Here is a 25,973-nt window from a genome sequence, read left to right as displayed (position 1 = left end):
CGTGAACACTGGCCTCCGACCCGCGCGACCGCTACCGCTGAGCGCGGTCGTGACCCGGTGCGGCACGATATGTCCGTGAACTCGCGCACCGCACGGCCGAGCCGAGACGATCGGCTGGCGGCTGCCGCCAGTGAGTGGATCGGGGGGCCGGCCGGAAGGCACGCCGGGGCGGAGCCCATGCGATGGTGGGGGCCGCTGCGGGTGACGCTCGCCGTGGCTTGTTTTGTTCTCGCTCTGGGTTTCATCGCCGACAAGCCCTGTCACGACGCCTCCTGGGCCAGCCGCGACGACCCAACCGTGTGGACGGCGATGTGCTACAGCGACGTCCCCTTCCTTTATCGCGAACGCGGCTTCGCCGACGGTGAGATCGCCTACGTCGATCGGGCGCTGGAATACCCGGTATTCACCGGAGCGGTCATGCAGGCTTCGGCCTACGTCGCTCAGACGGCCCAGTCCGTAGCCGATCCGGACCCTGACGATCGAAGGCTTGCCGAAGGGGTCCGCTTCTACGAATTCACCGCGTTGCTGATGGGCATCGCCGCTTTGGTCGTTGTCGTGGCGACAGCGCGGACCGTGCCGCGCAGGCCGTGGGACGCGATGCTCGTAGCGGCGTCGCCGGTGTTGCTCCTCAGCGCCACCATCAACTGGGACCTGCTGGCAGTCGCCATGACCAGCGTGGCGATACTGGCCTGGACGCGTGAGCGATCAGCCTGGGCCGGGGTACTGATCGGCCTCGGCGCGGCAACCAAGCTCTACCCCGTTCTGCTGCTGGGCCCCATGCTGCTTGTCGCCATGCGTGCACCCGACCGGGCAGCGGCGCTCGGAAGACTGGGGGTGACCGCCGGAGCCGCGGTAGTGACATGGCTCGCGGTGAACATTCCGGTGGCCATGGTGGCGCGCGAGGGCTGGGCGTCGTTCTTCGAGTTCAACGCGGACCGAGGAGCGGAATTCGGTTCGATCTGGCATGCCCTGGAGATTTTGGGTGACACCTTCGGGATTGCGATCTTTGCCGGCCAGGACATCAACCGCCTCGCTGTGGGCGCGGGACTGATCTTGCTGGGGCTGATCATCGTCCTCGCGGTCGTGGCTCCTGAACCGGCCCGTCTGGCACAGCTGGCGTTCCTCGCGGTGGCCGCCTTCGTGTTGATCAACAAAGTATGGTCTCCGCAGTACACACTGTGGCTCCTGCCACTCGCCGTGCTGGCCCACCCGCGCTGGCGGGAACTACTCGTCTGGCAGGCAGCGGAAGTTGTCTATTTCGTGGCCGTGTGGTTGCACCTGGCCGGTTTCTACGGTGAGCCGATCATCTCGGCCGAGATCTACGCGCTCTCGATTGTGCTGCGTGTCGTGGCTCTCATCTGGCTGGCCGGATTTGTGGTCCGGGACGTCTTGCATCCCGAACACGATCCCGTGCGCGCGTACGTGTCCGACCCGCAAGAGGCCAGACCCGAACTCGCCACCGGCCGGCGGGGAGTGCGATGAGCGCCGGCGAGGGCACCAGTGCGGGTCAGCTCACCGGCCATGCGAGACCGGGCCGATCTGGCAGCGCCTCGTGGCCGACGCGGGAGATCGATCGCGACGCGCTGGGCATCTGGGCACTCAGCCGACTGTCGGTGTGGATTGTCGCGGCCGCGACAGCCTGGCTGTTCGCCGCCAACGGTACCGACGTCGCCGGGTGGTTCGACCAATGGATCCAGTGGGACTTCCACCATTACCGTGGCATCGCGGAGTTCGGCTACGGCGGTGAGCCCACCGGCGTGCCCAACGAGGCGTTCTTCCCCGGGCTGCCTGGTCTCCTCTGGCTCGGCCACCAGATCGGGATCCCGCATGTTGTCACCGGCTTGTTCATTTCCCTCGTTGCCGGGGGAATCGCCGCGGTAGCTCTCGGGCGCCTCGGTGAACTCGAAGGCGGTCCGGCGGTCGGCCGGCTCGCGGTGCTCGCCTGGGTGTGCGCACCGCCCGCGGTCTTCCTCGCCGCGCCATACACCGAGGCGCTGTTTCTCGCGTGTGCCCTGCCGGCGTGGCTGGCAGCACGTCGTGGCAACTGGCTGATGGCGGGCGTGCTGGCGGCACTGGCCTGCACCGTGCGTGTCAGCGGGATCTTTCTCGCGATCGCGATCGGAGTGCACTGGCTCACCACCCGCCAGGCCGCTCGCTCCTGGTCCGGCTTCGGCTGGCTGTTCCTGCCGCTTGTACCACTGGCGGCGTGGATGGCCTACCTGAAGAACCTCACCGGCAACTGGCTGGCCTGGCTCGACGCCCAGGCCCAGGAGTGGAACCGTGAGTTCACCTGGCCCTGGGACGCCTGGGCGAACACGTGGAACGCGGCTTTCGGCGGCACTCAATCACCCGGGTTCGCGTGGATGTTCGGCGCCGAACTCGTCGCCACCCTGATCGGAGTGGCGCTCACCGTGGTTCTGATCGTGTGGCGCCGATGGGGTGAGGCGACGTGGGTCGGCCTGCAGGTGGCCGCCTTCGCCACCTCGTACTGGTTGTTCTCGGTCCCGCGCGCCACCCTCCTGTGGTGGCCGCTGTGGATCGGCATCGCCCTGCTGGCTGTCCGCCGCCGATGGGTGCTGTGGGTCTACCTCGCCGTCAGCGTTCCGCTCATGAGTGTGTGGGCGGTCGTCTTCCTGACCGGCCGATGGGCGGGATGATTCGAGGCGCACGGCCGTAACTCGGAGTAAGCTCATCGTTATTCCGAGTTAGATAAGCTAAGTCGGAATAACGACATCATTGTTCCGACTTAGCGGGGACCCGACATGAGCCATGAGTGGCCGGCGCATAGGCACGAGATACGCCCCTGGCGCCAGGCGGTTCGCGGCGGCACTCGCGACGATCGGATGTTGAGCGAGATCGAGGTAGCGCTGCCACCGCTGATCGCAGACATCTCGATCAGCGTGGATGGGTTGCTGGCCAGTGTGGTCGAACAAGCGGCGCGGGAGGTCACCGCGCTGGATACCGCGCACGGTCGCGGCTTGGGCGCGCTCGGTGTGCTGCTTTTGCGGACTGAGTCGGTCGCTTCGTCGAAGATCGAGCAGGTCGAGGCCAGCATCGATGACTACGCTCGTGCCCTGCACGGCATCAAGACAAACTCGTCCGCAGCCTCGATGGTAGCGGCTACCGAGGCGCTGGACACCATGATCGCGGAGGTGGAACGCACGCGGCTGATCGATGTTTCCACCATGACATCCGCGCATGCGGCACTCTTGCGGGACGATCCCGTGGAACGTCACTATGCCGGACGGCTGCGTGACGTTCAGAACTGGATCGGCGGTAGCGACTACTCGCCTCGCCACGCGACTTACGTGCCGCCGCCCTGGGAGACCGTCGTTGAGTACATGGACGATCTGGTCAGATTCGCCAACCGCGATGACGTTCCCGCTCTGGTGCAGGCGGCGATCGCGCATGCTCAGTTCGAGTCGATTCATCCCTTTACTGACGGCAATGGGCGTATCGGCAGGGCGTTGATCAACGCGATTCTGCGCCGCCGAGGTGCCACCAAGAGGATCGTTGTCCCGCTGGCGTCGGCCCTGGTGGCGAACCGCGATGGCTATTTTGGCCTGCTCAACGACTACCGGCGCGGCGAATTCCGGGCGATTGTCAGATCCTTTGCCAGCGCATCGCTGATCGCCGCGAGCGAGTCCTACACCACCGCGGAGCGCTTGACGGAGATCGAGTCGGAATGGCGGACGTGGGTGGGACGGACGCGCCGTGGCAGCGCGGTGGACATGGTGCTGGCCCTGTTGCCGGCCCAACCGGTCATATCGGCCGAGGATGTTTGCGGAAAGATCGCTGCGCCGGTAAGCAGCGTGTATGCAGCCATCGATCGGCTCCGGGACGCGGGTGTCCTGCGCCCGCTGACCGAGCGGAAGCGTAACCAAGTGTGGGGTGCGGGGCTCATCCTGGACGAACTGGATGACCTGGGTATGCGGATCGCCGATGCGGCACGGGACCAGGCCCTCCTGTAACACAGCGGTGATCGACAGTACGTTGTGGTCGCAATCCCGTGACCACAAAGTACTGATGATCACCTCACAGCGACCACAACGTACTGACGATCACCGAGGATTCGGGCAGCGTTTGTGGCCCAGGCGGGCTACCAGCGCGGGTTCAGAGATAGTCGACGTTGATCGGGACGGTACGGATTCGCCGTTCGGAGTCGTCGAGGATGTGCCCCATGAGTTTGATGGTGCGCAACACCACGATCCGGTCGGTAACGCGAAGGCTCGGGAGTTCGCGGGCAAGTCGTTCCTCGACCTGGAACAGATCGGCTATCGAGCGAAGCCACACCGAGAGCTGGGAGTTGCTCGCGCCGGCGACCGCCGTGATCAGCCTCAGCTCCGGAATCCGCGCACCGAGTTCGCCCATTGCCGTGCGGAACTCGGCCCGGTCAAGCGTGCCGCGCAGGAACACCGCGCCCGGCAGCCCCAGGCGTCGCCGGGACACGTCACATCGGAGACCGATCACCCGGGCACGCAGTAGCCGGTTCAGCCGGCGAGCCACGGCGGGGGCGCTGACGCCGGTCTGATCCGCCAGCTCTTGATAGCTGGCCCGCCCATCGACGCACAGCCGGGTCACGAGCTCCCGGTCCAGATCGGTGACTCGTCCCTCCAATGACCGTCCGTCGCCGGCGCCGACGCCTAGTGCCCGGAGGCGATTGTGCTGGTCCGCGGTCAGTGCCCGGATGTGCCAGCGGTCCGTCTCGAAAGGCAGATCAGTGATGATGTGCACCGCGTAGTCCAGGACGCCCGAGATGGGGCCGATCCGATTCAGCAGATAGTCGGGCAGACGGGGCCCGGCCGTCAGCACAATCATCAGCTGGGCGAAGCCTGCCGTGTGATGGATGGTCAGCACGTCCGGGTCGGCGGCGAGCCTGGCAGTCACCTTCGGGATAGCCCCGTTCGCGCAGCGAAGCTCCACGTAGGCCACGGATTGCTGGCTGACCGTGCCGCGCCTGGGGACGACGGTGATCCGCGCGATGCCGTCGTCGGTGAGTCGCTGCCAGCGCCGGGCCAACGTAGTCGGGTCGGCCCCGAGAATCGGCGCGAGGTCAGCCCAGCGTGCCCGCGGCGCTAGCTGAAGGGCATTGACGATCTCCAGGTCGAGCTCATCCAACACGTTCGAATCCTGCATTCAATCCTTCATTCCTACGGATTCCCTGCGCCTGGGCGAGTCTCCGCCCGGCCGGACGTAGTGTCCCGCATCAATGAGGGCAGAAGCCAGAGCCGGCCGATCACCCGGGAGCATTCCGCGAGCGTGGCCGCCGACGTCCCACCAACGCCATGAATCCGCGAGCGATGAGGTGTGCACATGGTGACGAACTCCCGTACTCACACAAAGGTAGGTCTAGGAGCCCGCGTCCTCGACGGAATCGAGCGCGCCGGCAACCGCCTGCCCGATCCATTCGCACTGTTCATCTTTCTGTTCGCCGTGATCGCCGTGGTGTCGACGGTGATGGCCGCCGCGGACGTCGTAGTCGAACTCCCCGACGCCGAAGAGCCGACACCCATCCGCGGATTCTTCACCGGTGAGGGCATCACCTGGCTCACGACGGGCATGGTGACCAACTTCGTCGAGTTCCCGCCGCTCGGTGTGGTCCTGACGATTCTCCTCGCGGTGGGGGTCGCCCAGCGCACCGGCCTGCTCGCCGCTGTTGTGCGCCGGGCGTTCGGCCGGGCACCGCGCTGGGCGCTGCCGTACGTCGTCGGGATCGTGTCGGTCGCCGGAAACATCATGAGCGATGCGGCCATGGTGGCGCTGCCACCGCTGGCGGCCATGGTGTTCAAGGCCGCCGGCCGGCATCCGGTGGCCGGGCTGCTGGGCTCATTCGCGGCTGTCACCGCCGGATACAGTTGCAGTCCATTCATTACCAGCGCCGATGCGCTGCTCAGTGGCATCACGACGGCGGCCGCGGAACCGCTGGGCGATGTAGGCACAGCCGTGACGCCGGTGTCGAACTACTTCATCACCGCGACCATCGCAGTGCTGCTCGGCCTCGTCTCCGGTCTGCTCATCGACCGGGTGCTGGAACCGTCCCTCAACCGCCGTCAGATGCCTACGGAGACTGTCGAGGGCGTGACCTCGACCGGCGCGAAGAGCGAGGACGGAACCGACGTGGTGCTGGACCCCGAACTGTCGCCCCAGGAGCGGCGCGGGTTGCGATGGTCTGGTCTGGCACTGATGCTGACCGTGAGTGGCGTCCTGCTGCTGACCCTGCCGGCCGGTGCGCCGATGCGGGGCGAGGACGGCGGCTTCTTGCCGTCGTCGCCGTTGCTCGATTCCGTGGTTTTCCTGGTCTTCCTGACACTCATCGTGCCGTCCATCACCTATGGTCTGGTCCTGCGAACCGTGACCGGGGGCGCGAGCATCGCTTCGATGATGGCGGGTGCCGTCAAGGACATGTCCGGCTTCCTGGTCGTCGCCTTCGTCATGGCTCAGTTCCTGGCCTTGTTCAACTGGAGCGGGCTGTCGTCGTGGCTGGCGGTGACCGGCGCCGACCTCTTGGAGCGAGCGAACTTCACTGGCTTCGGCGCGATCGTCGCCTTCGTGATTCTGGCGGCGTTGATCAACCTCTTCGTGATCTCCGGGTCGGCGCAGTGGACGCTCTTCGCGGCGGTGTTCGTTCCGATGTTCGCCTTGCTCGGTTACGAACCCGGCTTCATTCAGGCCGCCTTCCGGATCGGCGACTCCGCAACGAATGGGCTGAGCCCGCTCAATCCGTACATGGTGATCATCCTGGGTTTCCTGCGGGCATACGCGCCGAATGCGGGACTCGGTACGGTGATTGCGCGAGCACTTCCGTTCAGCCTGGTGTTCTTGGTCCTCTGGATCGTGGTGCTCGCGGTGTTCTTCTTCACCGGCACTCCGGTTGGTCCGGGGATGGGGATTCACCTCTGAGCCGCTCTATCAGCCCTGCCGCAGTTCGTACGTTGAGAAAGGCCTGGTGACCGAGATTCGTACCGCCTACACCCACGTCCGCCTGATCGATGGCACCGGTAGCGATCCGATCGACGACGCAACCGTCGTCGTCAACGGAGATCTGATCACATACGCGGGGCCCGCTGCCGGCGCGATCGGGCTGCTGGAAGGGAGCACCACCGTTGACCTCGGCGGCCGGACACTCCTGCCGGGACTCATCGACTGCCATGTCCACCTGGCCTACCAGGACGCATCGAAGTTGTTGCTGAACAACCTCGACGTCAACCAGAGCCTGGCCGCGTTCGAGGTGGCGGCCCGCGCGCAGCTCACTCTCGATGCTGGCGTCACCAGCGTCCGTGACCTCGGTGGGCTGGACGCCGGTTTCCGGATGGCTCAGGAGCGGGGCTTGCTGCGCGCTCCGCGGCTGCAGGTAGCCGTGCGATTGATGAGCCACACCGGCGGGCACGCGGACTTCCGATGGCCCACTGGCATCGACTTGCACGGCGATCACCCGCTGTCGGCGGCGGAGATCGTCGATTCGGAGCAAGAAGCCCGGGTCGGAGCGCGACGGTTGATCCGGGACGGCGCCGACGTGATCAAGCTCTGTGCGACCGGGGGTGTGTCGAGCCCGTCGGACACGCCCGACGACGAAGGCCTGACAGTCGGTGAGATCGCCGCCATCGCCGAGGAGGTCGCCCGGCACGGAGGACGTGCCATCGCCGCACACGCCCAGGGCGCAGCCGGCATCCGCAACGCGGTGCGTGGAGGTGTCACCAGCATCGAACACGGCTATCTCATCGACGATGAGGGTATCGACCTGATGCTCGAACGGGGCACGTTCCTGGTTCCCACGCTGTCGACCTTCGTCGGCTATCACGACCGCAGACACTTGCTGCCGATCGCGGCGTACGAGGCGAAGCTGGCCCTGGAAGAGCGCACCTTCGAACGCATCTCCGAGGCCGTGCGCCGAGGTGTGCGGGTGGCGATGGGCACTGATGCGGCGATCTCCGTGCATGGCACGAACCTGACCGAGCTCAGCCAACTGGTGTCGGTCGGCATGGACCCGATGGCCGCCATCCAAGCCGGAACGCTGAACGCCGCGACGCTGCTGGGTGTCGCCGACCGGGTCGGGAGCATCGAGGCTGGCAAACTTGCCGATCTCGTCGTGTGCGCCGGTGATCCGCTGTCCGACATCGGCTTGCTCGCCGATCCAAGCAACGTCGTACTCGTCGTACAGGGGGGCGAAGTAGTCAAACGCCTGATCTGAGCCGAGTCGGCAGCGGCCGGCGGCCTGTTGACGATGGGCCAAACGGCTCGCCGCACCCTCGTCCACCGGCCCGGCCGGGCAGATAGGGGTGAAGGTCGCGGTTCTTGGGTATTTCACAGGTTAAGCACAGGTACATCTCAGCCGTGCGACCGACGATGGTGGTGGATCCTCAGCGAGAGGAGATCACGATGACATTCACGGACACCCCCCAGTTCGACCCGATCAAAGCAGCCTGGAACACCGTCGCGACTTACCCGTCGTATGACGAAGCCCAGTCCGCGGTCCGGCAGCTCGCCCAGGACGGCTTTCCGATCGACAATGTCGATATCGTCGGATCCGATCTTCGGCTGGTCGAACGAGTGACCGGCCAGACATCTAAGCTTCGCGCTACCGGACACGGCGCGCTCACCGGTGCCGGCCTGGGATCGTTCTTCGGTCTGCTGCTCGGGCTCTTCTCACCGGGATTCGCCTGGCTCGGCTTGATCCTGGTCGGTGCCATGATCGGTGCGACATGGGGTGCGGCATTCGGCTTCGCGTCTCATGCCGTCACGGCTGGGCGCAACGGCTACTCGTCCACCCGTAACCTCGTGGCCGCGCAGTACGACCTGGTCATCCGGGGCGGATACACCGAGGACGCACGCGGGATACTGGCGCGGGCCGGCCTTTTGCCGACGCTCTGACCCCCCGCTTTGCTGGGCTGGATGGCTCCGGCAGATGGAGTCTCTCCATGGTGTGGTGGGCATCAGCGAGGGAGGTCGATGGCGAAGCCTCCCCCGACCGAGTCTGCTGGGCGAGGAGCGACTCCATCTGCCGGAGCGGTTAACCCCAGCTGATGCGATCAAAGGCCGTCGTCGTGAACCGGACATCGACGTCTAGCTCGTCTCCGGGCGCGGGCGGCGTCACGTCGCCGGGCAGCCAGATCATGGAGCATTGCATGTGTGGCGGTTCAGCGAACCATCGCTGTTTGCCACCCACGTGAAACGGTGACAGCGCCCGGCCGGTCGCCTCGAGGCCACCCTTCGCGATCGAGGCGGCCCGCTGCCGAGCTGTCACGACCGGCGACGGCGCCTCCATCGCGATGCCGTGTGCCGTGCCACCGGCGACGACGATCACCGAGCCGTTCCGGCGCGCGCGGCGTTGCCGATAGCCGTAGCGCTCGCCGCGCCGGACCTGGTGGACGTCGATGACCGTGCCGCGGGCGGCCAGGGCTCCCCGGTCGCCGAGCCAGAGCGCGGAGCCTACTCGCAACCGGACTTCGGCGCCGGTCTTCGCGGCGAGTTCGCCCGCCGCGGCGGAGGTCAGATGGCTGACCCAAAGCCGGCGGGGCACCCCCTCGACCGTGCTGAAGGCCGTCGTGGCCAGTCGCCGCGCCTCGTCGGTGTGGTCGCCGGCCAGCGGCAGGTGTAACGCGAAGCCTTCGAACCGCACGCCGGCGAGCAGTTCGATCACCGTCTCGAGCTGGCCAGGATCGATGCCGTGGCGCCGCATGCTGGTGAGCACCTCGAGCACCACACGTGGGCGGCCCCCGTGTTGCACCAGTGTCTGCAAATCCGCCACCCGGGAAATGGTGTGGATGACGCGTTCGTCGTCGCCGGCGCCGCCCAGCCATGGCCGCCAGGGTGTGAGGACGAGAAGATCACCGCGGAATGCCTGGCTGATCTCAGGCAACTCCTCGTATGTCCCGACCGCCACGGTGTCGGCGCCGAGCTTGGTTGCCTCGGCCGCCAGCGTGGAGTTGCCAAAACCGTAGCCGTTGCCTTTGGCGACGGGAACGACGGCCGCGCCGTCCGGTTCGACGAAGCGCGAGAGGTGCTCGCGCCAGCGAGCGGCGTCGATATGCAGAGTCAGTGGCATGGTCAGCTCCGGCGCTTCATGTACAGGTCGAAGGCTTTGTAAAGAAGGCCGGAGATCGGCAGATCCCATTCGCCGAGGTACTCCACGGCGCGGCCGCCGGTACCCAGCTTGAACCGGATCAACCCGGCATGTGGATCGGACTCGTCGAGGGTGTCGGTGATGCCGCGCATGTCATAGACGTCGCAGCCGTCGGCCAGCGCGTCGGAGATCATCTGCCATTGCACCGCATTGGAAGCCCTGACCTCGCGCTTCGCGTTGGAGGAGGCGCCGTACGAGTACCACGCGTGTGTCCCCACTCGAGTCATCGTGGTGGCGGCTACGAGGTCGCCTTCGTGGTGCGCGAGGTAGAGCCGGATCCGGTCCGGAGACTCGGCTTGCATCGCTTCCCACATGCCCTGGAAATAGCCCAGCGGGCGTGGCGTGAAATTGTCCCGGTGCGCGGTCTCGACGTAGAGCTCGTGGAAAGCGGTGAGATCGGCTCCGCTGCCCTGGGTGACTACCACGCCGGACTTCGTGGCCTTCTTGACGTTGCGGCGCCACAGTTGGTTGAAGCCGCGCAACACGTCGTCTTCGGATTTGCCGTGCAGCGGCAACTGGAAGACATGTCGTGGCTGGCCCGCGGCAAACCCTTCGCTGTCAGGTGGTGGGCGCCACCCGGCGTCTCGCAACTGACGTGCCAGGGAGTTGCCGATCTCGGTGGTTTCGTCAGCGGGGACGTCGCCGAGCCGCTTGATCTGCTCGTCCGCCAGCGCGGCCTTGAGTGTTGCGTTCTCCCAGACTCGGGTGACCACGGTGGGGCCCATCCGCAGCCCGAACGCTCCATACTCCTTGACGTGGCTGACCAGGGGATCGAGCCAGCGTCGCAGATCGCCGGCTTTCGCGGCGGCCTCCCAGTCGATGGCCGGACCCTCGGGCAGATAGGCCAGATAGCGACGGAGTCGCGGCGCCTGCCGGTAAAGCACCAGACCGGCGCCGACAATGGTGTCGCCGTCGAACCAGCCAACGGACTCGGCCTTCCATTCCTTCTTGACCTGCGCCCAGGCGGGGGTTTGCAGGAAGCTGACCGATGGGCGGTCGGTGATCGCCGCGAGGTGTTCCTCGCGGGAGATGGTCCGGACGGTGAGGGCTGGTGCGTTTGTCACGGGCCTGAGCGTACCCGTTGCCTGTCGCCTTCAACGATTCCGGACAGGCCCGATCGCGAACCCAGATGATCATGAATCTAGGGGTATGGCCTGCACAGCGTCAGGCGTGCAGATAAGAACGCAACACGGAGATGTCGTCACTTTCGCCGCTCTTGGCGCCCGGCGTTTCCAAGATGACCGGAGCGCCGGCCGCCCTGACGACCTCGGCTATCGGCTCCAGGCCGATGGTGCCTTCGCCGAGGTTGGCATGGCGATCAGCGCCGGAATCGAACGGATCCCGGCTGTCGTTGGCATGAACCAGGTCGATCCGGCCGGTGATGGCCATGACCTTGTCGACCGCCTCTGCCAGGTCGATGCCCGCGGCGAAGGCATGACAGGTGTCGAAGCAGAAACCGAGCCCGTACTCGGCCACGGCGTCCCACAGCCTCGCCAGCCGATCGAGCTTGCGGGCCATGGCGCGATCGCCGCCGGCGGTGTTCTCGATGAAGACCGGAACCTTGGCATCCAGCCGCTCGGCGCACTTGCGCCAGTTGTCCACACCGACATCGGGATCGTCGTCCTTGAGGACGTGGCCACCGTGGATGACGATTCCCTTGGCCCCGACCTCGGCAGCGAGGTCCACCTGCTTCTGCAAGATCTTCCGGCTGGGGATACGTATCCGGTTGTTGGTGGTGGCGACGTTGAGCACGTACGGCGCATGCACGTACAGCTCTATGTCTGCTTCGGCGGCCGCGTGGCGAAGAGCATCGGCGCCGCCCGGATACGAGACCGTAGGGGCTTTCCAGCCCTGGGGGTCGCCGAGAAAGAACTGGACGGCGTTGGCCCCGCGGGCCTTCGCCCCTCCGATGGGATCTTCTTGCGCGGTGTGGGCGCCGATACGTAGCTCAGCCATGGTTGGCACGCTACCGCTCGAGGCTGACAGGCGCGTCGTCGTGGGGGCGACGACGCCGGGTTACCGTCTCGATCGCAATCAGAGCAAGCGTGGGGATGACGAGGACCGCGGCGAGCGCATTCAGGGTGCCGAAGCTGGTAGCGCCCAGAATCACCCCGGACAATCCGCCACCGACAGCTCCCATGAGGCTCATGAGCACGTCCGACGTTCCTTGGATCCGGGTCCGTGCCTCATCCGGAACCGACTCTGTGAGCAGCGTCGACCCGGCCACCAGGCCGGCCGACCAGCCCAGCCCCAGCAACACGAGCCCGATCGTGAGCTGAGGCGTCGAATGATGCGCGGTGCCGGCGGTGATGGCGGATGCGACCAGGACGAGCTGGCCGATGATGATCACGGGACGGCGCCCGAGGCGATCCGTCAGCCAGCCCACGACCGGCGACAACGCATACATCCCGGCGATGTGCAGGCTGATCGTCAGGCCGACGAGGCGTAGTTCCGCGCCATGGTGGTCCATATGTACCGGAGTCATGGTCATGACGGCGACCATGATGCCCTGGCTGAGCACCATCGCCGAAAGCCCGATCAAAGCCGCCGGGCGCTTCCGGATCACCATGAGTGCGGAACCGGACGGCTTCGCTGGCTGGTACCCGGGATTCACCTGCTCGCGGCGCGCTTGGGCAATGAGGAGGGGGTCTGGGCGCAATCGGCTGGCGATCAGCGCGAACGCGAGCCCGAACCCGGCCGCGGAGAAGACGAATGGACCCGCGACCGGTGGAATGCTCAGCCATCCGGCGACCACTTCGCCTGGGCCGGTCAGGTTGGGGCCGAGGACTGAGCCGACCGTCGTCGACCACACGACGATCGACAGGTCGCGGGCGCGGGTCCTGGGATCGGCGAGGTCAGTGGCGGCGTAGCGAGACTGCAGGTTGGTGGCCGTTCCGGAACCCACCAGCAGCAGCCCGGCGAGCAACAGGACGAATGACGACACGGTGGCGGCCAGGAGTGTGACCAGGGCACCTGCGGCCGCGACCAGCCAGCCCAGGCTGAGGCTGATCCTCCGGCCTTTCGACGCGGCCAGACGCGCCAGCGGGAGGGCAATGGCGCCCGCTCCCAGGGTGATCATGGTGCCGGCCAGGCCGGACCACTGTTCCGAGCCGGACAACCGCAGGGCAAGGATGGCGCCGACCGAGATGGCCGATCCGATTCCGAGTCCGCCGACCACCTGCGCGGCGACCAACAGGGTGAGGGTGCGGCGTTGCAGGCGGGCGATATCGGGCACCCCCATCCCCGCCCCCTCACCCTAAATGATCATGTTTGGTGGGTTTTCTCGTCCATCAACAGGCCTCCAGGCATGGTAAGGCACGAGAAAACCCACCAAACATGATCATTTGGAGCCTGTGGACAGAGGAATCGGAATTTGACGGGTCCGCTGGTACGCTAGCTGCGGCCTGGTGATGTGCGGACCCGACGTTCGCTTCGCCGGGCCAACATGGACGACATAGCCCTCCTGCCGCGGAGAGACCGTGGCCGTGAAGACCACAGGAGGTGAACCGGCATGCGTCACTACGAGGTCATGGTGATCCTCGACCCAGAGTCCGAGGAGCGCACCGTCGCCCCAACCCTCGAGCAGTATCTCGGGGTCGTACGCGAGGCCGGCGGCTCGGTCGAGAAAGTCGACATCTGGGGCCGCCGCAAGCTCGCCTACGAGATCAACAAGAAGAGTGAGGGCATCTACGCGGTGCTCGACGTCACCTGTGAGGCTGACACTGTCGCCGAGCTCGATCGCCAGCTCGGACTGTCGGAGTCGATCTTGCGCACCAAGGTCGTTAGGCCCGAGGTGCACTGAACGGGCTCGTGGGTCGGCGTCCTCGACGAAGAAACTGACCTACCCGACCTAGGGAGCAATTCATGGCAGGCGAGACCGTTATCACCATCATCGGCAACTTGACCGACGATCCGGAGCTGCGATTCACCCCGAGTGGTGCGGCCGTGGCGAACTTCACCGTCGCGTCTACGCCGCGCACGTTCAACCGGCAGACCAACGCGTGGGAAGACGGCGAGACACTCTTCATGCGCTGTTCGGTCTGGCGGCAGGTCGCGGAGAACGCTGCCGAGTCGTTGCAGCGTGGCATGCGGGTGATCGTCAGCGGTCGGCTCAAGCAACGCTCGTTCGAGACCCGCGAAGGTGAGAAGCGCACCGTCGTCGAGCTCGATGTCGACGAGGTCGGTCCCAGCCTGCGATACGCCACGGCCAAGGTCACCAAGACCCAACGTCAAGGTGGCGGATTCGGTGGTGGCGGAGCTCCTCAGGGCGGCAACGACCCCTGGGCCACGCAAGGTGCACCCGCTCAAGGCGGCGGCCCCGCACCTGGCGGCGACCCTTGGGCCAGCGGCGCCCCCGCGGCTGCCGAAGAACCCCCGTTCTAGGGGCATCGAGCCCCACGTCCATCAACCCCATCCCGGTCCGCCCAAGTGTGGTGACCGGGCTCTTCAAAGGAGAGCACCACGATGGCTAACCCCACGTTGCGCAAGCCGAAGAAGAAGGTTTGCGGTTTTTGCAAAGACGAATCCGGCTACGTCGATTACAAAGACACGGCGTTGCTCCGGAAATACATCTCCGATCGCGGCAAGATCCGTGCTCGCCGGGTGACCGGCAACTGCACGCGTCACCAGCGCGACGTCGCCACCGCGATCAAGAACGCTCGCGAGGTTGCGCTGCTGCCGTACACCTCGACGGCTCGCTGAGGAAGGCTGCGGTAGACATGAAGCTCATCCTCACCCAGGAAGTGCCCGGGCTCGGCGCGGCTGGCGACGTCGTGGAGGTCAGGGACGGCTACGGCCGCAACTACCTGATTCCGCGCGGCTATGCCATCGCGTGGTCGAAGGGCGGACAGAAGCAGATCGACACCATTCGGCGGGCGCGTTCCAGCCGGGAGATCGCCGATCTTGACACTGCGCGCGGCGTGAAGGCCCGGCTCGAGCAGTCGCCGATTCGGTTGACCGCCAAGGCCGGTGATACCGGACGGCTGTTCGGTGCCATCACCCCGGCTGACATCGCCTCCGCGGTGGTGGCTGCTGGTGGGCCAGACGTGGACAAGCGCCGTATCGAGGTCGGCAACCCGATCAAGACCATCGGTGAACACACCGTGACCGTCCGGCTGCACCCTGAGGTGGCAGCTGACGTCCGGCTCAACATCGTCGCGTCCTGACCGAAACCGCCGGCGTCCTGAGTGATCGGAACTGCTCACTCAGGACGTCGGCGTTCTGCTCCCCGGCACTCGCGAGGCACAAAGATGCGCCGTCCGTGCTCCGAGCTGAGCCGGCATAGGGAACAATCACACACGTGAGACTGCGCTGGATACTGGCGCCGCTGGTCAGCAGGTCCACCTTCCGTCGGGGCGTGCACCTACTGCTCGGTGGCGTCATCCTGCTCCCGTACGTGATGCTGGCAGCCGGGTTCGTGCAGATGTTCGCGGATCCGCAGACGCCGGTGATTCCGGTGGCGGTGCTCGCGGCCGTCACCGTAGCGATCGGTACCGTCCCAGCATTTCTGCCGGTGACGCGTGCGCTGGAGATCGCGGCTGCCCGCAGCTTGCTGGATGTCCCGCTGCCGGAACCGGAACGGAACCCGCCGTGGGAAACCAGATGGCGCGGCGCCAGCTGGTATGGCCTGCATCTGATCTGTGGCGGCGGGATCATGCTGGCGATGCTTTTCACCGCGCCCCTCGTGGTCGTGCTGGTCATGCGTGGTGTGGGCGTCGACGGCGGCTGGATGACGGAGTTCAACCTCGCCCCCTTCCACCTTCTGGAGGGTGTGCCCGCGTTCGCCGTCGCCATCGGGATGATTCTGGCGGTGGTCTACCTCGTGGCGGTGACCGGGCGCGTGCTGGGCACCGTGGCTCCGGTGCTGCTGCAACCGTCGTCGGTCGCGCAGATCCGTGCCCTGGAAGTCGAGGCTCAGCGGCTCACCGAGCGCAACCGGCTCGCCCGCGAGTTGCACGACTCTGTTGGGCATGCGCTGACTGTGACGACGCTTCAGGCGGCGGCTGCGCGGCAAGTCTTGGACTCGGATACAGAACTCGTGCGGCGCGCACTCCAGGCGATCGAGGACGCCGGACGGGCCGCCATGGACGATCTCGATTACGTCCTCGGGCTGCTGCGGGTGAACGAACCACCACGAGATGGACGTCCGGAGCCGGACGCGCCGCGGGGCGACCAAGAACCCGGCCGGACGACGCCGCTGAGAGGTCTCAATGACCTCGGCCTGCTGGCTGACGAGATGCGTGCGGCAGGTCTCCACGTCGATGCTGTGATCGACGTGGACGCCACCGGTGTGCCGGCGGTGACGTCGAGAGAGGCGTACCGCATCGCCCAGGAAGGGCTGACCAACGCCCTCCGGCATGCTGGCCCGGTTCCGGTGACTCTGCATGTGCGTGCCGGGGCGGCCGGCGTGGATATCGAGATGACCAACCCGGTCAGCCCGCCGAGCCGCTCTGGTCTGCAGCCGGCGTCCAAGACCGGCGGCCGCGGGCTGCTTGGCATGCGAGAGCGAGTGAGCGTGCTGGGTGGCGAGCTCGTCACCGGGCCAGCTGACGACGCATGGGTGGTCCGGGCCCACCTGCCTGGAGCAACAGATGAACGGAACTCGAGATGAATGATGCACCCATCAAGGTGTTGCTGGTCGACGACGAGGAACTCGTCCGTGCGGGCCTCCGGGTGATCATCGATGCGCAGCCCGACTTGACCGTCGTCGGAGCGGCCGGTGACGGGGCGGAGGTGGGGCCGCTGGTGGCGCGGCTGCTTCCGGACGTCGTCCTGATGGACGTGCGGATGCCGTCGGTCGACGGTATTCAGGCCACCCGGTTGCTGATGAAGCGGCCAAATCCGCCGAAGATCCTCGTGATCACCACCTTCGAGAACGACGATTACGTGTACGACGCCCTTCAGGCCGGCGCCCACGGGTTTGTCCTCAAACGCACCCCGCCGGAGCAGATCGTGCAGGCGATCCGGCTGGTGGTGCGCGGTGAATCGTTGCTGTTTCCGGATGCGATCCGGCAGTTGGCCGCGCAGCACGTCGGCGGGAGCCGATCCGGTACGGATAGCGCTGTGACGCGGGCCGGATTGACCGAGCGGGAGGGCGAGGTCCTGCGGATGATGGCGGCAGGCAAGTCCAACACGGAGATCGCCGCCGAGCTCTACCTCGGGGTCGAGACCGTCAAAACGCACGTGGGCAACGTGCTGGCCAAGCTCAGCGTGCGGGATCGGACGCAGGCCGTGATCGCCGCGTATGAATCCGGGTTCGTCCGGCCCACCGCGCCCTAGCTAAATGATCATGTTTGGTTTGTGTTCTCGTGCCTCAATAGGTCTGTAGGCATGGCATTGCACGAGGAAACCCACCAAACATGATCATTTGGAGATGGCCGCGGGCGGTTGGGGCTCACTCGCTCGGGGGAGCGGGTTCACGTGCCGGGGGGATCTCGGGGGCACCCTTTCGGATCCATGCTGAGAGGCATGGCAGATACAACCGCGGCGCCGCCGCCGGTCCGACCCTCCGGGCGCATCCGATGGGCCATGTACGCCGCCGCCGGGTGGTCGCTGGCTTACGGCCTGCTGGCGCTCGGTTGGACGGTCACCGGGCGAGGATTCCCACTTGGTGAGAACGACCCGGAAGGGGCGTTGTCCTTGCTGGAGAACCTGCCGGCGAACGTGGGCGCGCCCTTGTTCGCCGCGGCCGCGCTGGCCGGTGCCGGCATAGCTTTCCTGATGGCGCGCTGGCCGCATTCGGTGCAGGAGCGGCTGCCAGGAGGATCCCACGGACGCCCCGAACACGTGGTGCAGGCGAACAGGCAGCTTCGATCCTGGTGGAGGGCCACGCTCATCGTCGTCGGCTCGCTGATGGCACTGGGCTGGCTGCTGGTGGTGCCGGACGCGCGGGTCTTGGCTATCGTCGGCTACCTCCCGCTGGTCATCGTGGTCGCGCCGTTCGACGCCGAGATGCGTGCCGACTTCATCGACGCGATGGACTGGGTCTATCTCAATCACCTGGCGGTGCTCGTGGGTGGATTCGCATGGGTCTTGGCGACCGCCGTGTTTGCACGCCGCACCGCTGGCAGATGCGAGAAGTGCGGCCGCGGCGGCCGGCTGTCGAGTTGGATGGACCCGTCAGTCGTCGCGCGCCGAGGGCGGATCGCGGTAGCCATCGCGATGGTGATTCCGGCTTTCTACGCGCTGACCAGATGGGTGTGGGTCGCCGGTGTTCCGCTCGGAATCGACAGTGAGCACTTTGACGAGGCGACCGCGACCGGCGATCTGACGTCGGGTGCGTGGCTGGGCTCGTTCGCACTGGTGGGAAGCCTGCTGACACTGGGCCTGGTGCAGAAGTGGGGGGAGATCTTCCCTCGCTGGATGCCTGTCTTGCGTGGCCGCCGCGTGCCGCTCAAGCTGGCGGTGATCCCGGCATCGGGCGTGTCGGCTCTCACCGTCTCGGCTGGGCTGAGCTTGGCGAAAATCGGCCTTGATGCCGACCGTGCGGCACTATCACTGGACAACTGGGCTGCTGTCGGTCCGGCACTGTTCTGGCCGCTCTGGGGGGTAGCGCTTGCCGTCGCGACCTATTGCTACTACATCCGCCGCCGGGGTGCCTGCACCGAGTGCGGTCGCTCCGACGGACCGGGTGCTGACCCACGAGCCGAACACGGCGTCCTCAAGACCGGCGGAAGACGCGCACCAGAACCCGCAGAGCCAGGATGGCGCTGATAGCCAGCAGGTTGTAGCCGATAAGCTCATACAGGCCGACGGCGTCCGTGACAGACGGACCACCGTCAGTTCCGAGGAGAAGCACCGCCATGATGCCGGTGGTAGCCGCAAGGAACGCCACGAGAACCTCAAATGGCGCAACGACGCCCTGCTGCACGCCTCCTGACCCGCCCGCATCCCGTCTGACCTATACAGACGCCGCGAGCGCGACCCCACCCTGGCTGCGCCTCCGGCCCCGGATCAGGCGGCCAGTGCACAAGCAGTGCACACGGCCACGGATTCCCCTCGCCCGAGCCCTCGGATCCCCCAGAGACAAACGCGGCGTCGATCGCCCTCCGCGTCCGGGACTCGCTCGCCGGCATCAGATGCGTATACGTGCGCAGCGTGAAGCCGGGGTCGGAATGCCCGAGGTACTCGGCGAGCGCCTTGATCGTCTCTCCCGCGTCGAAACCGGTAGAGAGCAATGTTTCGGCTCGTGTGAGTAGGTGGACGGGTCCTGGCGGGTGAGGGCTATTCGCATGGTTGGTGATTGTGGGTGGCTTCTAGCGGGTGCGGGCGATCTCGGCGGCGTAGCGGTTCCAGCCGCCGCCGGCTTGTCCGGTCCATTTCACGGCCGTGGCGCGGTGCAGGCCGAGCAGGTCGGCGAGGACGGCGGCGGGGAGCTTGGCGGCGAGGTCGATCAGGGTGGCTCGGCGTCCGGCTTGGGTGGAGATGCCCACAGCGCGGAGGCGTTCGGCGAGTCGTGATGCGGTGATGGGTCGTCCGGGCATGCCGCCGGGGAACAGCCATTGGGTGTCGGCGGGTGATCCGATCCCGGTGTAGGACTTGCCGTTGGCGATGAGCTGGAGCAGTAGCGTGTCGAGTGGTTCGGGGACGGGCACGTCGTGCTGGCCGAAGCGGACGAACACCTCGTTGTCGTGCTGGGTGATCTGGTCGGTGGTCATGACCGCGATCCGGGATTGTGGCTGGGCGAACAGCAGTAGGAAGCAGCCGGCGACTCGGTCGACGAGGGCGAGTTCGTCGTCGTGGAGCAGTCGAGCGAGGTGTGCCCAGCGTTGGTCGGAATCGGTGGCGGTGCCGGTGAAGCGTTGTGGCGCCGGGATGGTGAAGGCCGGGCAGTGACGCCGCTCGGTGGCCCAGGTGAGGAAGTCTCGCACGTGGCAGGCGCGCGGGCTGGTGGCCAGCCACTGGTCGATGTCGGTTTGGCGGGCCTCGGCCAGGGTGGTGTCGTGTGCTGTGAGCCAGGTGAGGAACTCGGTGGCGACCTTGATGCGCAGTTTGGCGTGGGCGGTGTAGGTCCGAGGCGCTGGGCGGGTCTCGGCGTGACGGCGTAGCCGTCGCATGACCTGCCAGGCTGCGAAGGCTTGGACGAGCCGACGGTACTCGTTGTCGTCGATAGTGGCGAGCAGGTCGGTGAGCCAGCGTTCGGTGCGGGCCAGGGCCTCGTCGCGGGGCTCGAGCGCGCCACTGGCGACGAGCATGTGTCGCAGATAGTCGGCCGCCTTCGGATGTGGGTGTGCGTCCAACGCCTCGTGTGTGAGCTGGAGTTGTCCGGAGACGAGTTCGGTCAGGACAGCGGCGGCGGCGCCCTGGCGTAGCCAGTTCAGCGCCGCGCGTGGTGTGCGGGCCGCGCAGATGGCCTCGAGCACCCCGTTCAGCTCGGCTGGGACCTGCCCGGAGGCGCCGGAGAGCAGCTCGGTGGCCCGGCGACGCAGGCTGCACCGGGCGCAGCGGTCTTTCTCGTAGAGTTTGTCCTCCAGCCCGCAGTCGATGCAGGCGTGCACGACGGGCACTCCGGCGCAGTCGGCGCAGGTCGTGGCCTCCGGCCCGGGCGGAGCGACGAGGCGGCGCTGGTCCCCGCAGACCGCGCAGCGTCCACGGTGGCGTAGCGCGGCGGTGTAGCAGGTGTCGCAGATCGGCCCTTCGTCCCAGCGCGCCGCGGGTGGGCGATGGGCGCCGCAGCGTGCGCAGATGGCCGTGGCTCGGGGTGAGCACGACGCGCAGATCGGTCGGTCGGTGTCGGCGAAGCTGCACGGCCGTCGTCGTCGGCAGACGTGGCAGGTGGCCTCAGGTCTGCGGTAGCAGTTGACGCAGATGTCCGGTTGGTCACCGCGGGCTCGTACCGCGATCGAGGTGGTATTACCGCACACACCGCATGGACGGTGTCCTCGCTGGTGACGGCGGCACGGTTCGCAGATCGGCCCGCCGCTGTTGGTGCGCCCGGCGACCGGTTTGACGATGCCGCAGTGGGAGCAGGCCGCCGGGTTGCGCCGTGCTGCGCATCGTTTGCACATGCCGCCGTCGTCGGTGACGGTCAATGGCCGTCCGCTCACCCCACAAGTCACGCACGTCGGCACCGTCATGACGGTGGAACCGCGGGCGATCAGCTCGGTCACCAGCCGCCCAACGACGGGTGGCGCTGCGTGGGCGAGCGCGTCCGGATCACGGGCGAACGCCTCGGCCAGGAAACGCCACACCGCGGGGTTGGTGGCCACCGTGTCCACCGCCGCGGCCACGTCGTCGCCGGACAGTGACGTCTCCACGGCCCTGGCGCAAGCGATGACCTCATCCCGGCGGCAGGTGAAACAGACACGGTCCGGCCCGGCAGGCATCTGATGCCCGGCTGCACACACCACCATGCCGGTCACGACTCTACTGTCCGGGCTCAGGCAGGATCCGGGCGCGGCGAGGCCGCAGCCGCTCGGGCGGCTCCGGAGAAGACGACGTCTTCGCCGACGTGGGCGTCGCCGAGGTCCTCGGTTCGATCAGGTCGCCGACGGAGCAGTCGAGAATGTCGCACAACGCGGCCAGCACGGCCAGGTTGAGTCTCTCCGGCGTGCCCGTCACCAGCCGGTAGACCTGTTCCCTGGACAACTTTGCGCCCCGTTCGGCCAGCGGGGCGATCAGGTCGGTCGTTTGGAACATGCCACGATCGGCCATCACCCTGCGTAGATGCCACACATACCCGGTCTTGTTCGCCATGCTGGGCATCATCCCCGATCCGGACCGTAGACACGACCCAGCGCCTGCTTGAGCATCCGATTGCGTGCGTCGGTGCCGACCGTCGTGTACGCCGCGGTCGTCGACGCCCACGAATGTCCCACCTGCTGTTGCACGAACAGCGGATCGACCCCGTCCTCGATCAGATGGGAGACGTATGAGTGGCGCAGCGAGTGAACGGAAAGATCATCCGGAAGGTCGGCCAGCCGTCGGAACTGGGCGAAGCGGTCATCGATCTGCCGTGTCGAGATCCGCCCGTCACGTTCGGTCAGCCACACCGCCGGATGCCGCTCGCAGCCGTAGCGGGGCCGCACCTGCTCCAGGTACTGCTCCAGCGCCTCGGCCGTCCACGGCATCAGCGTGGCCACCGCTCTGCGCCGCGGTGGGCTGCCCTTCATCGCCTTGCCGTAGCGCACATGCACCACACCAAGCCGGCCCAGCTCCGGCGCCGCCGGGTTGACCGTGAAGTCGGCCATGTCCAGCATCGCCGTCTCCCGGCGACGAAGTCCCCAACCGTAGACGACCTTGAACAACGTCGCGTCCCGAAACGTCGCCAGCCACCCCTTGCGCCGCGCACCTGCCGCCTGCTCCACCCGGTCGTCGGCGGCATCGAAGAACGCCTGCAGCTCAGCACGGGTCAGCGGGCGACGCTCCGCACGGCCCTCGTGATCGGCCACGTGCGACACGGTGTTGTCCTCGTGACACACCTGCACCGGACGGGCCCCGACCTGCTGCTCGCACTCGGCGATCCAGCCATACCGCGGATCACACACATATCCCAGGAACATGCCCAGCGCGCCCTGATACGACCGCACCGTCGAGTGCGCCCACCCACCCGAGGCGATCCACGCCTCCGCCTGCTCCGGTGTCCACTGCCATGGCCAGGCACCGGTGAACTCGGCGAACCGACGCACGAGCCGTTCCCGGCCATCGATCAGCGGCCCGCTCAGCCGTCGGCTGGACTGCTGCAGCCGCCACCCCTTTAGCATCGAGTCGAACAGCGCCGGCTCAACCCGCAGCGGCGTCGCGCCATCGACCAGCACCAACGCCGCCGACCCCGCCGTTCGCGCCTCGGTCATCCAGGACCCTCCAAGGACAGCACCGAATGCAACAAATCAACACCCAATGCAACAGAAATGGATGACACATAGTTGCATCAACAGCAACAGGAACCGGGAATGCGCAGCTCACACCGCGTGTCGACACATCATCAAGCGACTCCCACCAGCGGCCCATTGACCTCGAGTCCCAGCTAAACGACGTTCACACAAACTGCCGAATGATGCATCAGATGCAATTCTGCCCATTTGCAGCACGGAGGCGTAGGTGTGACGGAGCGCGTGCATCCCGTCCTCCGGAGCGGCGGCGAAGCGCGGCGCCCCTTTGTCGCGCGGCGGGATCACCCCGGCCGAGGCGAGGGCGCGCTTCCAGTCGCCCTCATTCAGCACGCTCCGGTGATACGCCTTGCCCTGTTCCGTCGTGAACAGCAGCCGGAACGTGCGCTCACCTCCGTCCGGCTTGGCCCACGGCAGGGTGATCTCCCTCGGCGGGTACGCCTTCATGTGGGCCTTGAGAGCCCTCGCCAGCTCGTCGGGCATCGGGACGGTGCGCACCCGCTCCCCCTTCGGCAGCGAGAAGACCATCGTGGAGCGCACCAGCTTGATCTGCCGGTTCACGCGCACCAGACGCTGCTTGAAGTCCAGGTGCTCGACCGCGACGCCGAGAACCTCGCCCTGACGCAGCCCGCACCCGAAGGCCAGCTTCCCGCCGCACTGGAAGCGGCCCGGCAGACCGGCGATCACTGCGTGGACCCGCTCCAGGCTCCACGGCGTGATCTTCTTCCTGGGCTCCTTGGGGAGCTTGACCGAGCTGGACTTGCACGGGTTCCGGTGCAGCAGCCCATCCTCGACGGCCGCATCGAGGATGGCGGTGAGTATGGAGCTGATCCAGCCGATGGTGGACGGTTCCAGACCTGCGTCCTGGAGCTTCCGCACCCAAGCCTGGACGAGCGAAGGCCGGTTGAGCGAGCGCAGCTCGCGGCTTCCGAGGTGCGGCTCGATGTGGTTGCGCACCACTCCCTCGTAGGCGTCCACCGTGCCAACGCCCGCCGTCGCGGCGTCCAGCCACTGCCGTGCGTACGTCCGCAGCAAGACTTTTCCGGCGTCGGGATCGACGTACGTCCCCTGCCGCAGATCCTTCTCGATCGCGTTGGCGGCGGCCTCCGCCTCAACCTTGCGGTGGAAGTTGGCGCTGCGCTGCTCACCACTCGGATCGCGGTAGCGGACCTGCCAGCGTTTTCCCTTGCCGTGTCCCTTTGTCGGGACCTTTCCCTTGTGCTCGGCGCATTCGGGATCGCCCTCCTTCGGATAGCTCTTGTGCCAGCGGTCGTAGACGTCAGCCATGGACAGCCTCCTCGCCCACGAAGGAGGTAAGGAATGGCAGGGATTTCGCGGTTCGGTTCTCCATAGCGTGTAGTTGTAGCTTGCAGTCCGCGGTTTGGGCGACCGCGATTCATGGTGCATAATCCCGCCGCACCCGACAGGACCGCTGTGGACCCGAGCACCCGCCTGACCTGGCGAAGCAGACAGGTGTGTGCCCTGAAAGAGCCTCATATAGGTCATCGGCGGATCTACCCCTACCGTGGTTCCACTACCACATGCACCGGGTTTGGTGCGGCCGTGGATCGTCTGCACACTGTCGCTGGATATCGCGCGGGTTGCGTGGTTGTGTGTGCCACGCTCCGCCTGCCCAGAATTCCGGAGGAGACTCAATGCCGCCTGCTTCGCCCCACAATGCCGCTCACCGAGACCGTCGTCCCCTCGCCAGCCCTGAGGAGTTGTCCGAGTATCTCGGAGTGCCGGACAACACCCTGTACCAGTGGCGCCATCGGGGCATCGGCCCCAAGGCCCTCAAGGTCGGCCGCCACCTGCGCTACCGCTGGGCCGATGTGGAGGAGTGGCTCGATGCCCAGACCGTTGACCTCGCGGCCTGAGCCAAGGCCGCAAACCAGCCGGGACGCAAAGCGGCCCCCAGCGCTGCAACACTGAGGGCCGAAGAGTCCCCAACACCCACCTGCAATGTGGGGTGCCTCCTACTTTCCGGACTGCGGAGCCCATAGGGTTCTGTTTGGAGAGGAGAGTATTTCGTGGCTAGGAAGAACGGCAGGTTTACGCCTGAGTTCCGCGAGGAAGCGGCCCGGTTGGTGGTCGAGAACGACCGGAGAATAGTCGATGTGGCTCGCGAGATTGGGGTGGGTGAGACCACCCTGGATAATTGGTGTAAGGCTTATCGACAGGCGCATGCTGGCGATGAGCCGGCGTTGGAGATGTCCGAGCGGGCTCGTTTACGAGAGCTTGAGCGGAAGAACCGTGAACTGGAGATGGAGAACAACTTCCTAAAACGAGCGGCAGCATACTTCGCGCAGGAGCAACGGTGAGCGAGAAGTACGAGTTCATCGCTGGTTGTGCTGCCACCGCCGCCGACGGCGATTCGGCCGATGCTCCGAGCATTCAGAAGATGTGTACGTGGTTGAAGGTGTCGAAGTCCGGGTTTTATGACTGGCGCGGCCGGCCGATGAGCGCGACCGCGCGGCGGCGCGAGGAGCTTGCGGTCAAGATCCAGGCGTTGTTTGACTACAACGACGGCGTCTACGGATACCGGCGCATCCACGTTGAGCTCGTCCGCGGCGGCGAGCAGATCGGCGCGGAGCTGGTCCGCGACCTGATGCGTGAGCTGGGCCTGGTGCCGTGCCAGCCACGGCCGTACAAGACCACCACGATCCGCGGCGACACCGACCCGGTGACACCGGACCTGGTGAACCGCGACTTCAGCGCCGAGCGACCCGGCGTGAAGCTCGTCGGGGACATCACGTGCGTGAGAACGTGGGAGGGCTGGCTCTATGTCTCGACCGTCATCGATTGCTTCAACAAAGAGGTGATTGGGTACGCGATGGCCGATCACATGCGCACCGAATTGGTCACCGAAGCGCTTGATATGGCCGCGCGTAACCACCATCTTGAAGAAAGCTGCATCTTTCACTCAGACCGCGGCTCACAATATACTTCTGATAATTACAGCAAGAAGCTGAAGCAGCTTGGCATGCGGGCCTCACTTGGCCGGACCGGGATTTGTTACGATAACG

26 protein-coding genes and 1 pseudogene are annotated in these 25,973 nt (G+C 66.4%); 16 read left to right on the top strand and 11 right to left on the bottom strand.

Features of this window, described 5'->3' with window-relative positions; all coding sequences use genetic code 11:
* Positions 1-75: 75 nt before the first annotated feature.
* From F7O44_RS12380 to F7O44_RS12370, 3 genes are all read left to right on the top strand, one after another.
* Entirely contained in the window at positions 76-1,482 is a 1,407-nt protein-coding gene (locus F7O44_RS12380) for a glycosyltransferase 87 family protein (RefSeq protein WP_162450588.1), read from the top strand.
* A complete protein-coding gene (locus F7O44_RS12375; protein WP_222851307.1) occupies positions 1,479-2,657 on the top strand; it encodes a glycosyltransferase family protein in 1,179 nt (392 codons plus the stop codon). The genes F7O44_RS12380 and F7O44_RS12375 overlap by 4 nt, the downstream gene beginning before the upstream one ends.
* Positions 2,658-2,762: 105 nt before the next feature.
* Positions 2,763-3,971: a Fic family protein gene (locus F7O44_RS12370; RefSeq protein ID WP_162450587.1), complete on the top strand. Its 1,209-nt coding sequence runs from the start codon at positions 2,763-2,765 to the stop codon at positions 3,969-3,971.
* Between the two features lie 142 nt (positions 3,972-4,113).
* Here F7O44_RS12370 and F7O44_RS12365 read toward each other — a convergent pair whose 3' ends face one another.
* A complete protein-coding gene (locus F7O44_RS12365; RefSeq protein WP_162450586.1) occupies positions 4,114-5,136 on the bottom strand; it encodes an Lrp/AsnC family transcriptional regulator in 1,023 nt (340 codons plus the stop codon).
* Between the two features lie 177 nt (positions 5,137-5,313).
* Here F7O44_RS12365 and F7O44_RS12360 point away from each other — a divergent pair, with 177 nt between their 5' ends.
* From F7O44_RS12360 to F7O44_RS12350, 3 genes are all read left to right on the top strand, one after another.
* Positions 5,314-6,900 carry an AbgT family transporter gene (locus F7O44_RS12360; protein ID WP_162450585.1) on the top strand — a complete coding sequence of 529 codons (1,587 nt, stop codon included), beginning with the start codon at positions 5,314-5,316 and terminating at the stop codon, positions 6,898-6,900.
* Between the two features lie 46 nt (positions 6,901-6,946).
* A complete protein-coding gene (locus F7O44_RS12355) occupies positions 6,947-8,188 on the top strand; it encodes an amidohydrolase family protein (protein WP_162450584.1) in 1,242 nt (413 codons plus the stop codon).
* A gap of 188 nt (positions 8,189-8,376) precedes the next feature.
* Positions 8,377-8,868 carry a YflT domain-containing protein gene (locus tag F7O44_RS12350; protein ID WP_162450583.1) on the top strand — a complete coding sequence of 164 codons (492 nt, stop codon included), beginning with the start codon at positions 8,377-8,379 and terminating at the stop codon, positions 8,866-8,868.
* A 139-nt stretch (positions 8,869-9,007) separates the two neighbouring features.
* Here F7O44_RS12350 and F7O44_RS12345 read toward each other — a convergent pair whose 3' ends face one another.
* From F7O44_RS12345 to F7O44_RS12330, 4 genes are all read right to left on the bottom strand, one after another.
* Positions 9,008-10,042 carry an alanine racemase gene (locus F7O44_RS12345; RefSeq protein WP_162450582.1) on the bottom strand — a complete coding sequence of 345 codons (1,035 nt, stop codon included), beginning with the start codon at positions 10,040-10,042 and terminating at the stop codon, positions 9,008-9,010.
* Positions 10,043-10,044: 2 nt separating this feature from the next.
* Complete coding sequence (locus F7O44_RS12340) at positions 10,045-11,184, bottom strand: peptidoglycan bridge formation glycyltransferase FemA/FemB family protein (protein ID WP_162450581.1); 1,140 nt, start codon at positions 11,182-11,184, stop codon at positions 10,045-10,047.
* Between the two features lie 100 nt (positions 11,185-11,284).
* Complete coding sequence (locus tag F7O44_RS12335) at positions 11,285-12,076, bottom strand: deoxyribonuclease IV (RefSeq protein WP_162450580.1); 792 nt, start codon at positions 12,074-12,076, stop codon at positions 11,285-11,287.
* Between the two features lie 10 nt (positions 12,077-12,086).
* Entirely contained in the window at positions 12,087-13,361 is a 1,275-nt protein-coding gene (locus F7O44_RS12330) for an MFS transporter (RefSeq protein ID WP_162450579.1), read from the bottom strand.
* A 270-nt stretch (positions 13,362-13,631) separates the two neighbouring features.
* On the opposite strand from F7O44_RS12330, the gene rpsF reads away from it, so the two are divergent.
* The 7 genes from rpsF to F7O44_RS12295 all read left to right on the top strand — a co-directional run bounded on the left by rpsF (position 13,632) and on the right by F7O44_RS12295 (position 18,832).
* Positions 13,632-13,922 (top strand): 30S ribosomal protein S6, encoded by a 291-nt coding sequence (gene rpsF, locus F7O44_RS12325; protein WP_162450578.1) that lies wholly within the window; start codon positions 13,632-13,634, stop codon positions 13,920-13,922.
* 62 nt (positions 13,923-13,984) lie between these two features.
* Positions 13,985-14,503, top strand: a complete 519-nt coding sequence (locus F7O44_RS12320; RefSeq protein WP_162450577.1) for a single-stranded DNA-binding protein — start codon at positions 13,985-13,987, stop codon at positions 14,501-14,503.
* 81 nt (positions 14,504-14,584) lie between these two features.
* Positions 14,585-14,821 carry a 30S ribosomal protein S18 gene (rpsR, locus tag F7O44_RS12315; protein WP_162450576.1) on the top strand — a complete coding sequence of 79 codons (237 nt, stop codon included), beginning with the start codon at positions 14,585-14,587 and terminating at the stop codon, positions 14,819-14,821.
* Between the two features lie 17 nt (positions 14,822-14,838).
* On the top strand, positions 14,839-15,285 hold the full coding sequence (gene rplI, locus F7O44_RS12310; RefSeq protein WP_162450575.1) for a 50S ribosomal protein L9: 447 nt from the start codon (positions 14,839-14,841) through the stop codon (positions 15,283-15,285).
* 134 nt (positions 15,286-15,419) lie between these two features.
* A complete protein-coding gene (locus F7O44_RS12305) occupies positions 15,420-16,730 on the top strand; it encodes a histidine kinase (protein ID WP_162450574.1) in 1,311 nt (436 codons plus the stop codon).
* Positions 16,727-17,398, top strand: a complete 672-nt coding sequence (locus tag F7O44_RS12300; protein WP_162450573.1) for a response regulator transcription factor — start codon at positions 16,727-16,729, stop codon at positions 17,396-17,398. The genes F7O44_RS12305 and F7O44_RS12300 overlap by 4 nt, the downstream gene beginning before the upstream one ends.
* Positions 17,399-17,587: 189 nt before the next feature.
* Positions 17,588-18,832 carry a hypothetical protein gene (locus F7O44_RS12295; protein WP_162450572.1) on the top strand — a complete coding sequence of 415 codons (1,245 nt, stop codon included), beginning with the start codon at positions 17,588-17,590 and terminating at the stop codon, positions 18,830-18,832.
* Here F7O44_RS12295 and F7O44_RS12290 read toward each other — a convergent pair.
* The 6 genes and pseudogenes from F7O44_RS12290 to F7O44_RS12265 all read right to left on the bottom strand — a co-directional run bounded on the left by F7O44_RS12290 (position 18,780) and on the right by F7O44_RS12265 (position 24,234).
* A complete protein-coding gene (locus F7O44_RS12290) occupies positions 18,780-18,989 on the bottom strand; it encodes a hypothetical protein (RefSeq protein ID WP_162450564.1) in 210 nt (69 codons plus the stop codon). The genes F7O44_RS12295 and F7O44_RS12290 overlap by 53 nt on opposite strands.
* A 145-nt stretch (positions 18,990-19,134) precedes the next feature.
* Positions 19,135-19,278 (bottom strand): annotated as a pseudogene (locus tag F7O44_RS31790) (site-specific integrase); the annotation flags it as partial.
* Between the two features lie 96 nt (positions 19,279-19,374).
* Positions 19,375-21,480 carry a hypothetical protein gene (locus F7O44_RS12280; RefSeq protein ID WP_162450571.1) on the bottom strand — a complete coding sequence of 702 codons (2,106 nt, stop codon included), beginning with the start codon at positions 21,478-21,480 and terminating at the stop codon, positions 19,375-19,377.
* Positions 21,481-21,484: 4 nt separating this feature from the next.
* The gene (locus F7O44_RS12275; RefSeq protein ID WP_162450570.1) at positions 21,485-21,814 is read right to left on the bottom strand and encodes a helix-turn-helix domain-containing protein; all 330 of its coding nucleotides are present in this window, start codon (positions 21,812-21,814) and stop codon (positions 21,485-21,487) included.
* Positions 21,815-21,822: 8 nt separating this feature from the next.
* Positions 21,823-22,911, bottom strand: a complete 1,089-nt coding sequence (locus tag F7O44_RS12270) for a tyrosine-type recombinase/integrase (RefSeq protein WP_162450569.1) — start codon at positions 22,909-22,911, stop codon at positions 21,823-21,825.
* Positions 22,912-23,019: 108 nt separating this feature from the next.
* Positions 23,020-24,234 carry a tyrosine-type recombinase/integrase gene (locus F7O44_RS12265; protein ID WP_162450568.1) on the bottom strand — a complete coding sequence of 405 codons (1,215 nt, stop codon included), beginning with the start codon at positions 24,232-24,234 and terminating at the stop codon, positions 23,020-23,022.
* 368 nt (positions 24,235-24,602) lie between these two features.
* Here F7O44_RS12265 and F7O44_RS12260 point away from each other — a divergent pair, with 368 nt between their 5' ends.
* The 3 genes from F7O44_RS12260 to F7O44_RS12250 all read left to right on the top strand — a co-directional run.
* A complete protein-coding gene (locus F7O44_RS12260; RefSeq protein ID WP_162450567.1) occupies positions 24,603-24,824 on the top strand; it encodes a helix-turn-helix transcriptional regulator in 222 nt (73 codons plus the stop codon).
* Between the two features lie 153 nt (positions 24,825-24,977).
* Positions 24,978-25,268: a transposase gene (locus F7O44_RS12255; protein ID WP_162450566.1), complete on the top strand. Its 291-nt coding sequence runs from the start codon at positions 24,978-24,980 to the stop codon at positions 25,266-25,268.
* Positions 25,265-25,973: IS3 family transposase (locus F7O44_RS12250; RefSeq protein ID WP_162450565.1), on the top strand; the 709-nt coding region annotated here is incomplete at its 3' end. The genes F7O44_RS12255 and F7O44_RS12250, both read left to right, overlap by 4 nt.

The sequence above is a fragment of the Phytoactinopolyspora mesophila genome (assembly GCF_010122465.1).
In the GTDB taxonomy this organism is placed as follows: domain Bacteria; phylum Actinomycetota; class Actinomycetes; order Jiangellales; family Jiangellaceae; genus Phytoactinopolyspora; species Phytoactinopolyspora mesophila.
This window is presented reverse-complemented; position numbering and strand designations above follow the sequence as displayed.

Bases quoted from the DNA above. Each gene is read 5' to 3' on its own strand.
- F7O44_RS12375 (WP_222851307.1), top strand. From the start codon at position 1,479: ATGAGCGCCGGCGAGGGCACCAGTGCGGGTCAGCTCACCGGCCATGCG.
- F7O44_RS12370 (WP_162450587.1), top strand. From the start codon at position 2,763: ATGAGCCATGAGTGGCCGGCGCATAGGCACGAGATACGCCCCTGGCGC.
- F7O44_RS12365 (WP_162450586.1), bottom strand. From the start codon at position 5,136: ATGCAGGATTCGAACGTGTTGGATGAGCTCGACCTGGAGATCGTCAAT.
- F7O44_RS12360 (WP_162450585.1), top strand. From the start codon at position 5,314: ATGGTGACGAACTCCCGTACTCACACAAAGGTAGGTCTAGGAGCCCGC.
- F7O44_RS12350 (WP_162450583.1), top strand. From the start codon at position 8,377: ATGACATTCACGGACACCCCCCAGTTCGACCCGATCAAAGCAGCCTGG.
- F7O44_RS12345 (WP_162450582.1), bottom strand. From the start codon at position 10,042: ATGCCACTGACTCTGCATATCGACGCCGCTCGCTGGCGCGAGCACCTC.
- F7O44_RS12335 (WP_162450580.1), bottom strand. From the start codon at position 12,076: ATGGCTGAGCTACGTATCGGCGCCCACACCGCGCAAGAAGATCCCATC.
- F7O44_RS12330 (WP_162450579.1), bottom strand. From the start codon at position 13,361: ATGGGGGTGCCCGATATCGCCCGCCTGCAACGCCGCACCCTCACCCTG.
- rpsF (WP_162450578.1), top strand. From the start codon at position 13,632: ATGCGTCACTACGAGGTCATGGTGATCCTCGACCCAGAGTCCGAGGAG.
- F7O44_RS12320 (WP_162450577.1), top strand. From the start codon at position 13,985: ATGGCAGGCGAGACCGTTATCACCATCATCGGCAACTTGACCGACGAT.
- rpsR (WP_162450576.1), top strand. From the start codon at position 14,585: ATGGCTAACCCCACGTTGCGCAAGCCGAAGAAGAAGGTTTGCGGTTTT.
- rplI (WP_162450575.1), top strand. From the start codon at position 14,839: ATGAAGCTCATCCTCACCCAGGAAGTGCCCGGGCTCGGCGCGGCTGGC.
- F7O44_RS12300 (WP_162450573.1), top strand. From the start codon at position 16,727: ATGAATGATGCACCCATCAAGGTGTTGCTGGTCGACGACGAGGAACTC.
- F7O44_RS12295 (WP_162450572.1), top strand. From the start codon at position 17,588: ATGGCAGATACAACCGCGGCGCCGCCGCCGGTCCGACCCTCCGGGCGC.
- F7O44_RS12275 (WP_162450570.1), bottom strand. From the start codon at position 21,814: ATGGCGAACAAGACCGGGTATGTGTGGCATCTACGCAGGGTGATGGCC.
- F7O44_RS12270 (WP_162450569.1), bottom strand. From the start codon at position 22,911: ATGACCGAGGCGCGAACGGCGGGGTCGGCGGCGTTGGTGCTGGTCGAT.
- F7O44_RS12265 (WP_162450568.1), bottom strand. From the start codon at position 24,234: ATGGCTGACGTCTACGACCGCTGGCACAAGAGCTATCCGAAGGAGGGC.
- F7O44_RS12260 (WP_162450567.1), top strand. From the start codon at position 24,603: ATGCCGCCTGCTTCGCCCCACAATGCCGCTCACCGAGACCGTCGTCCC.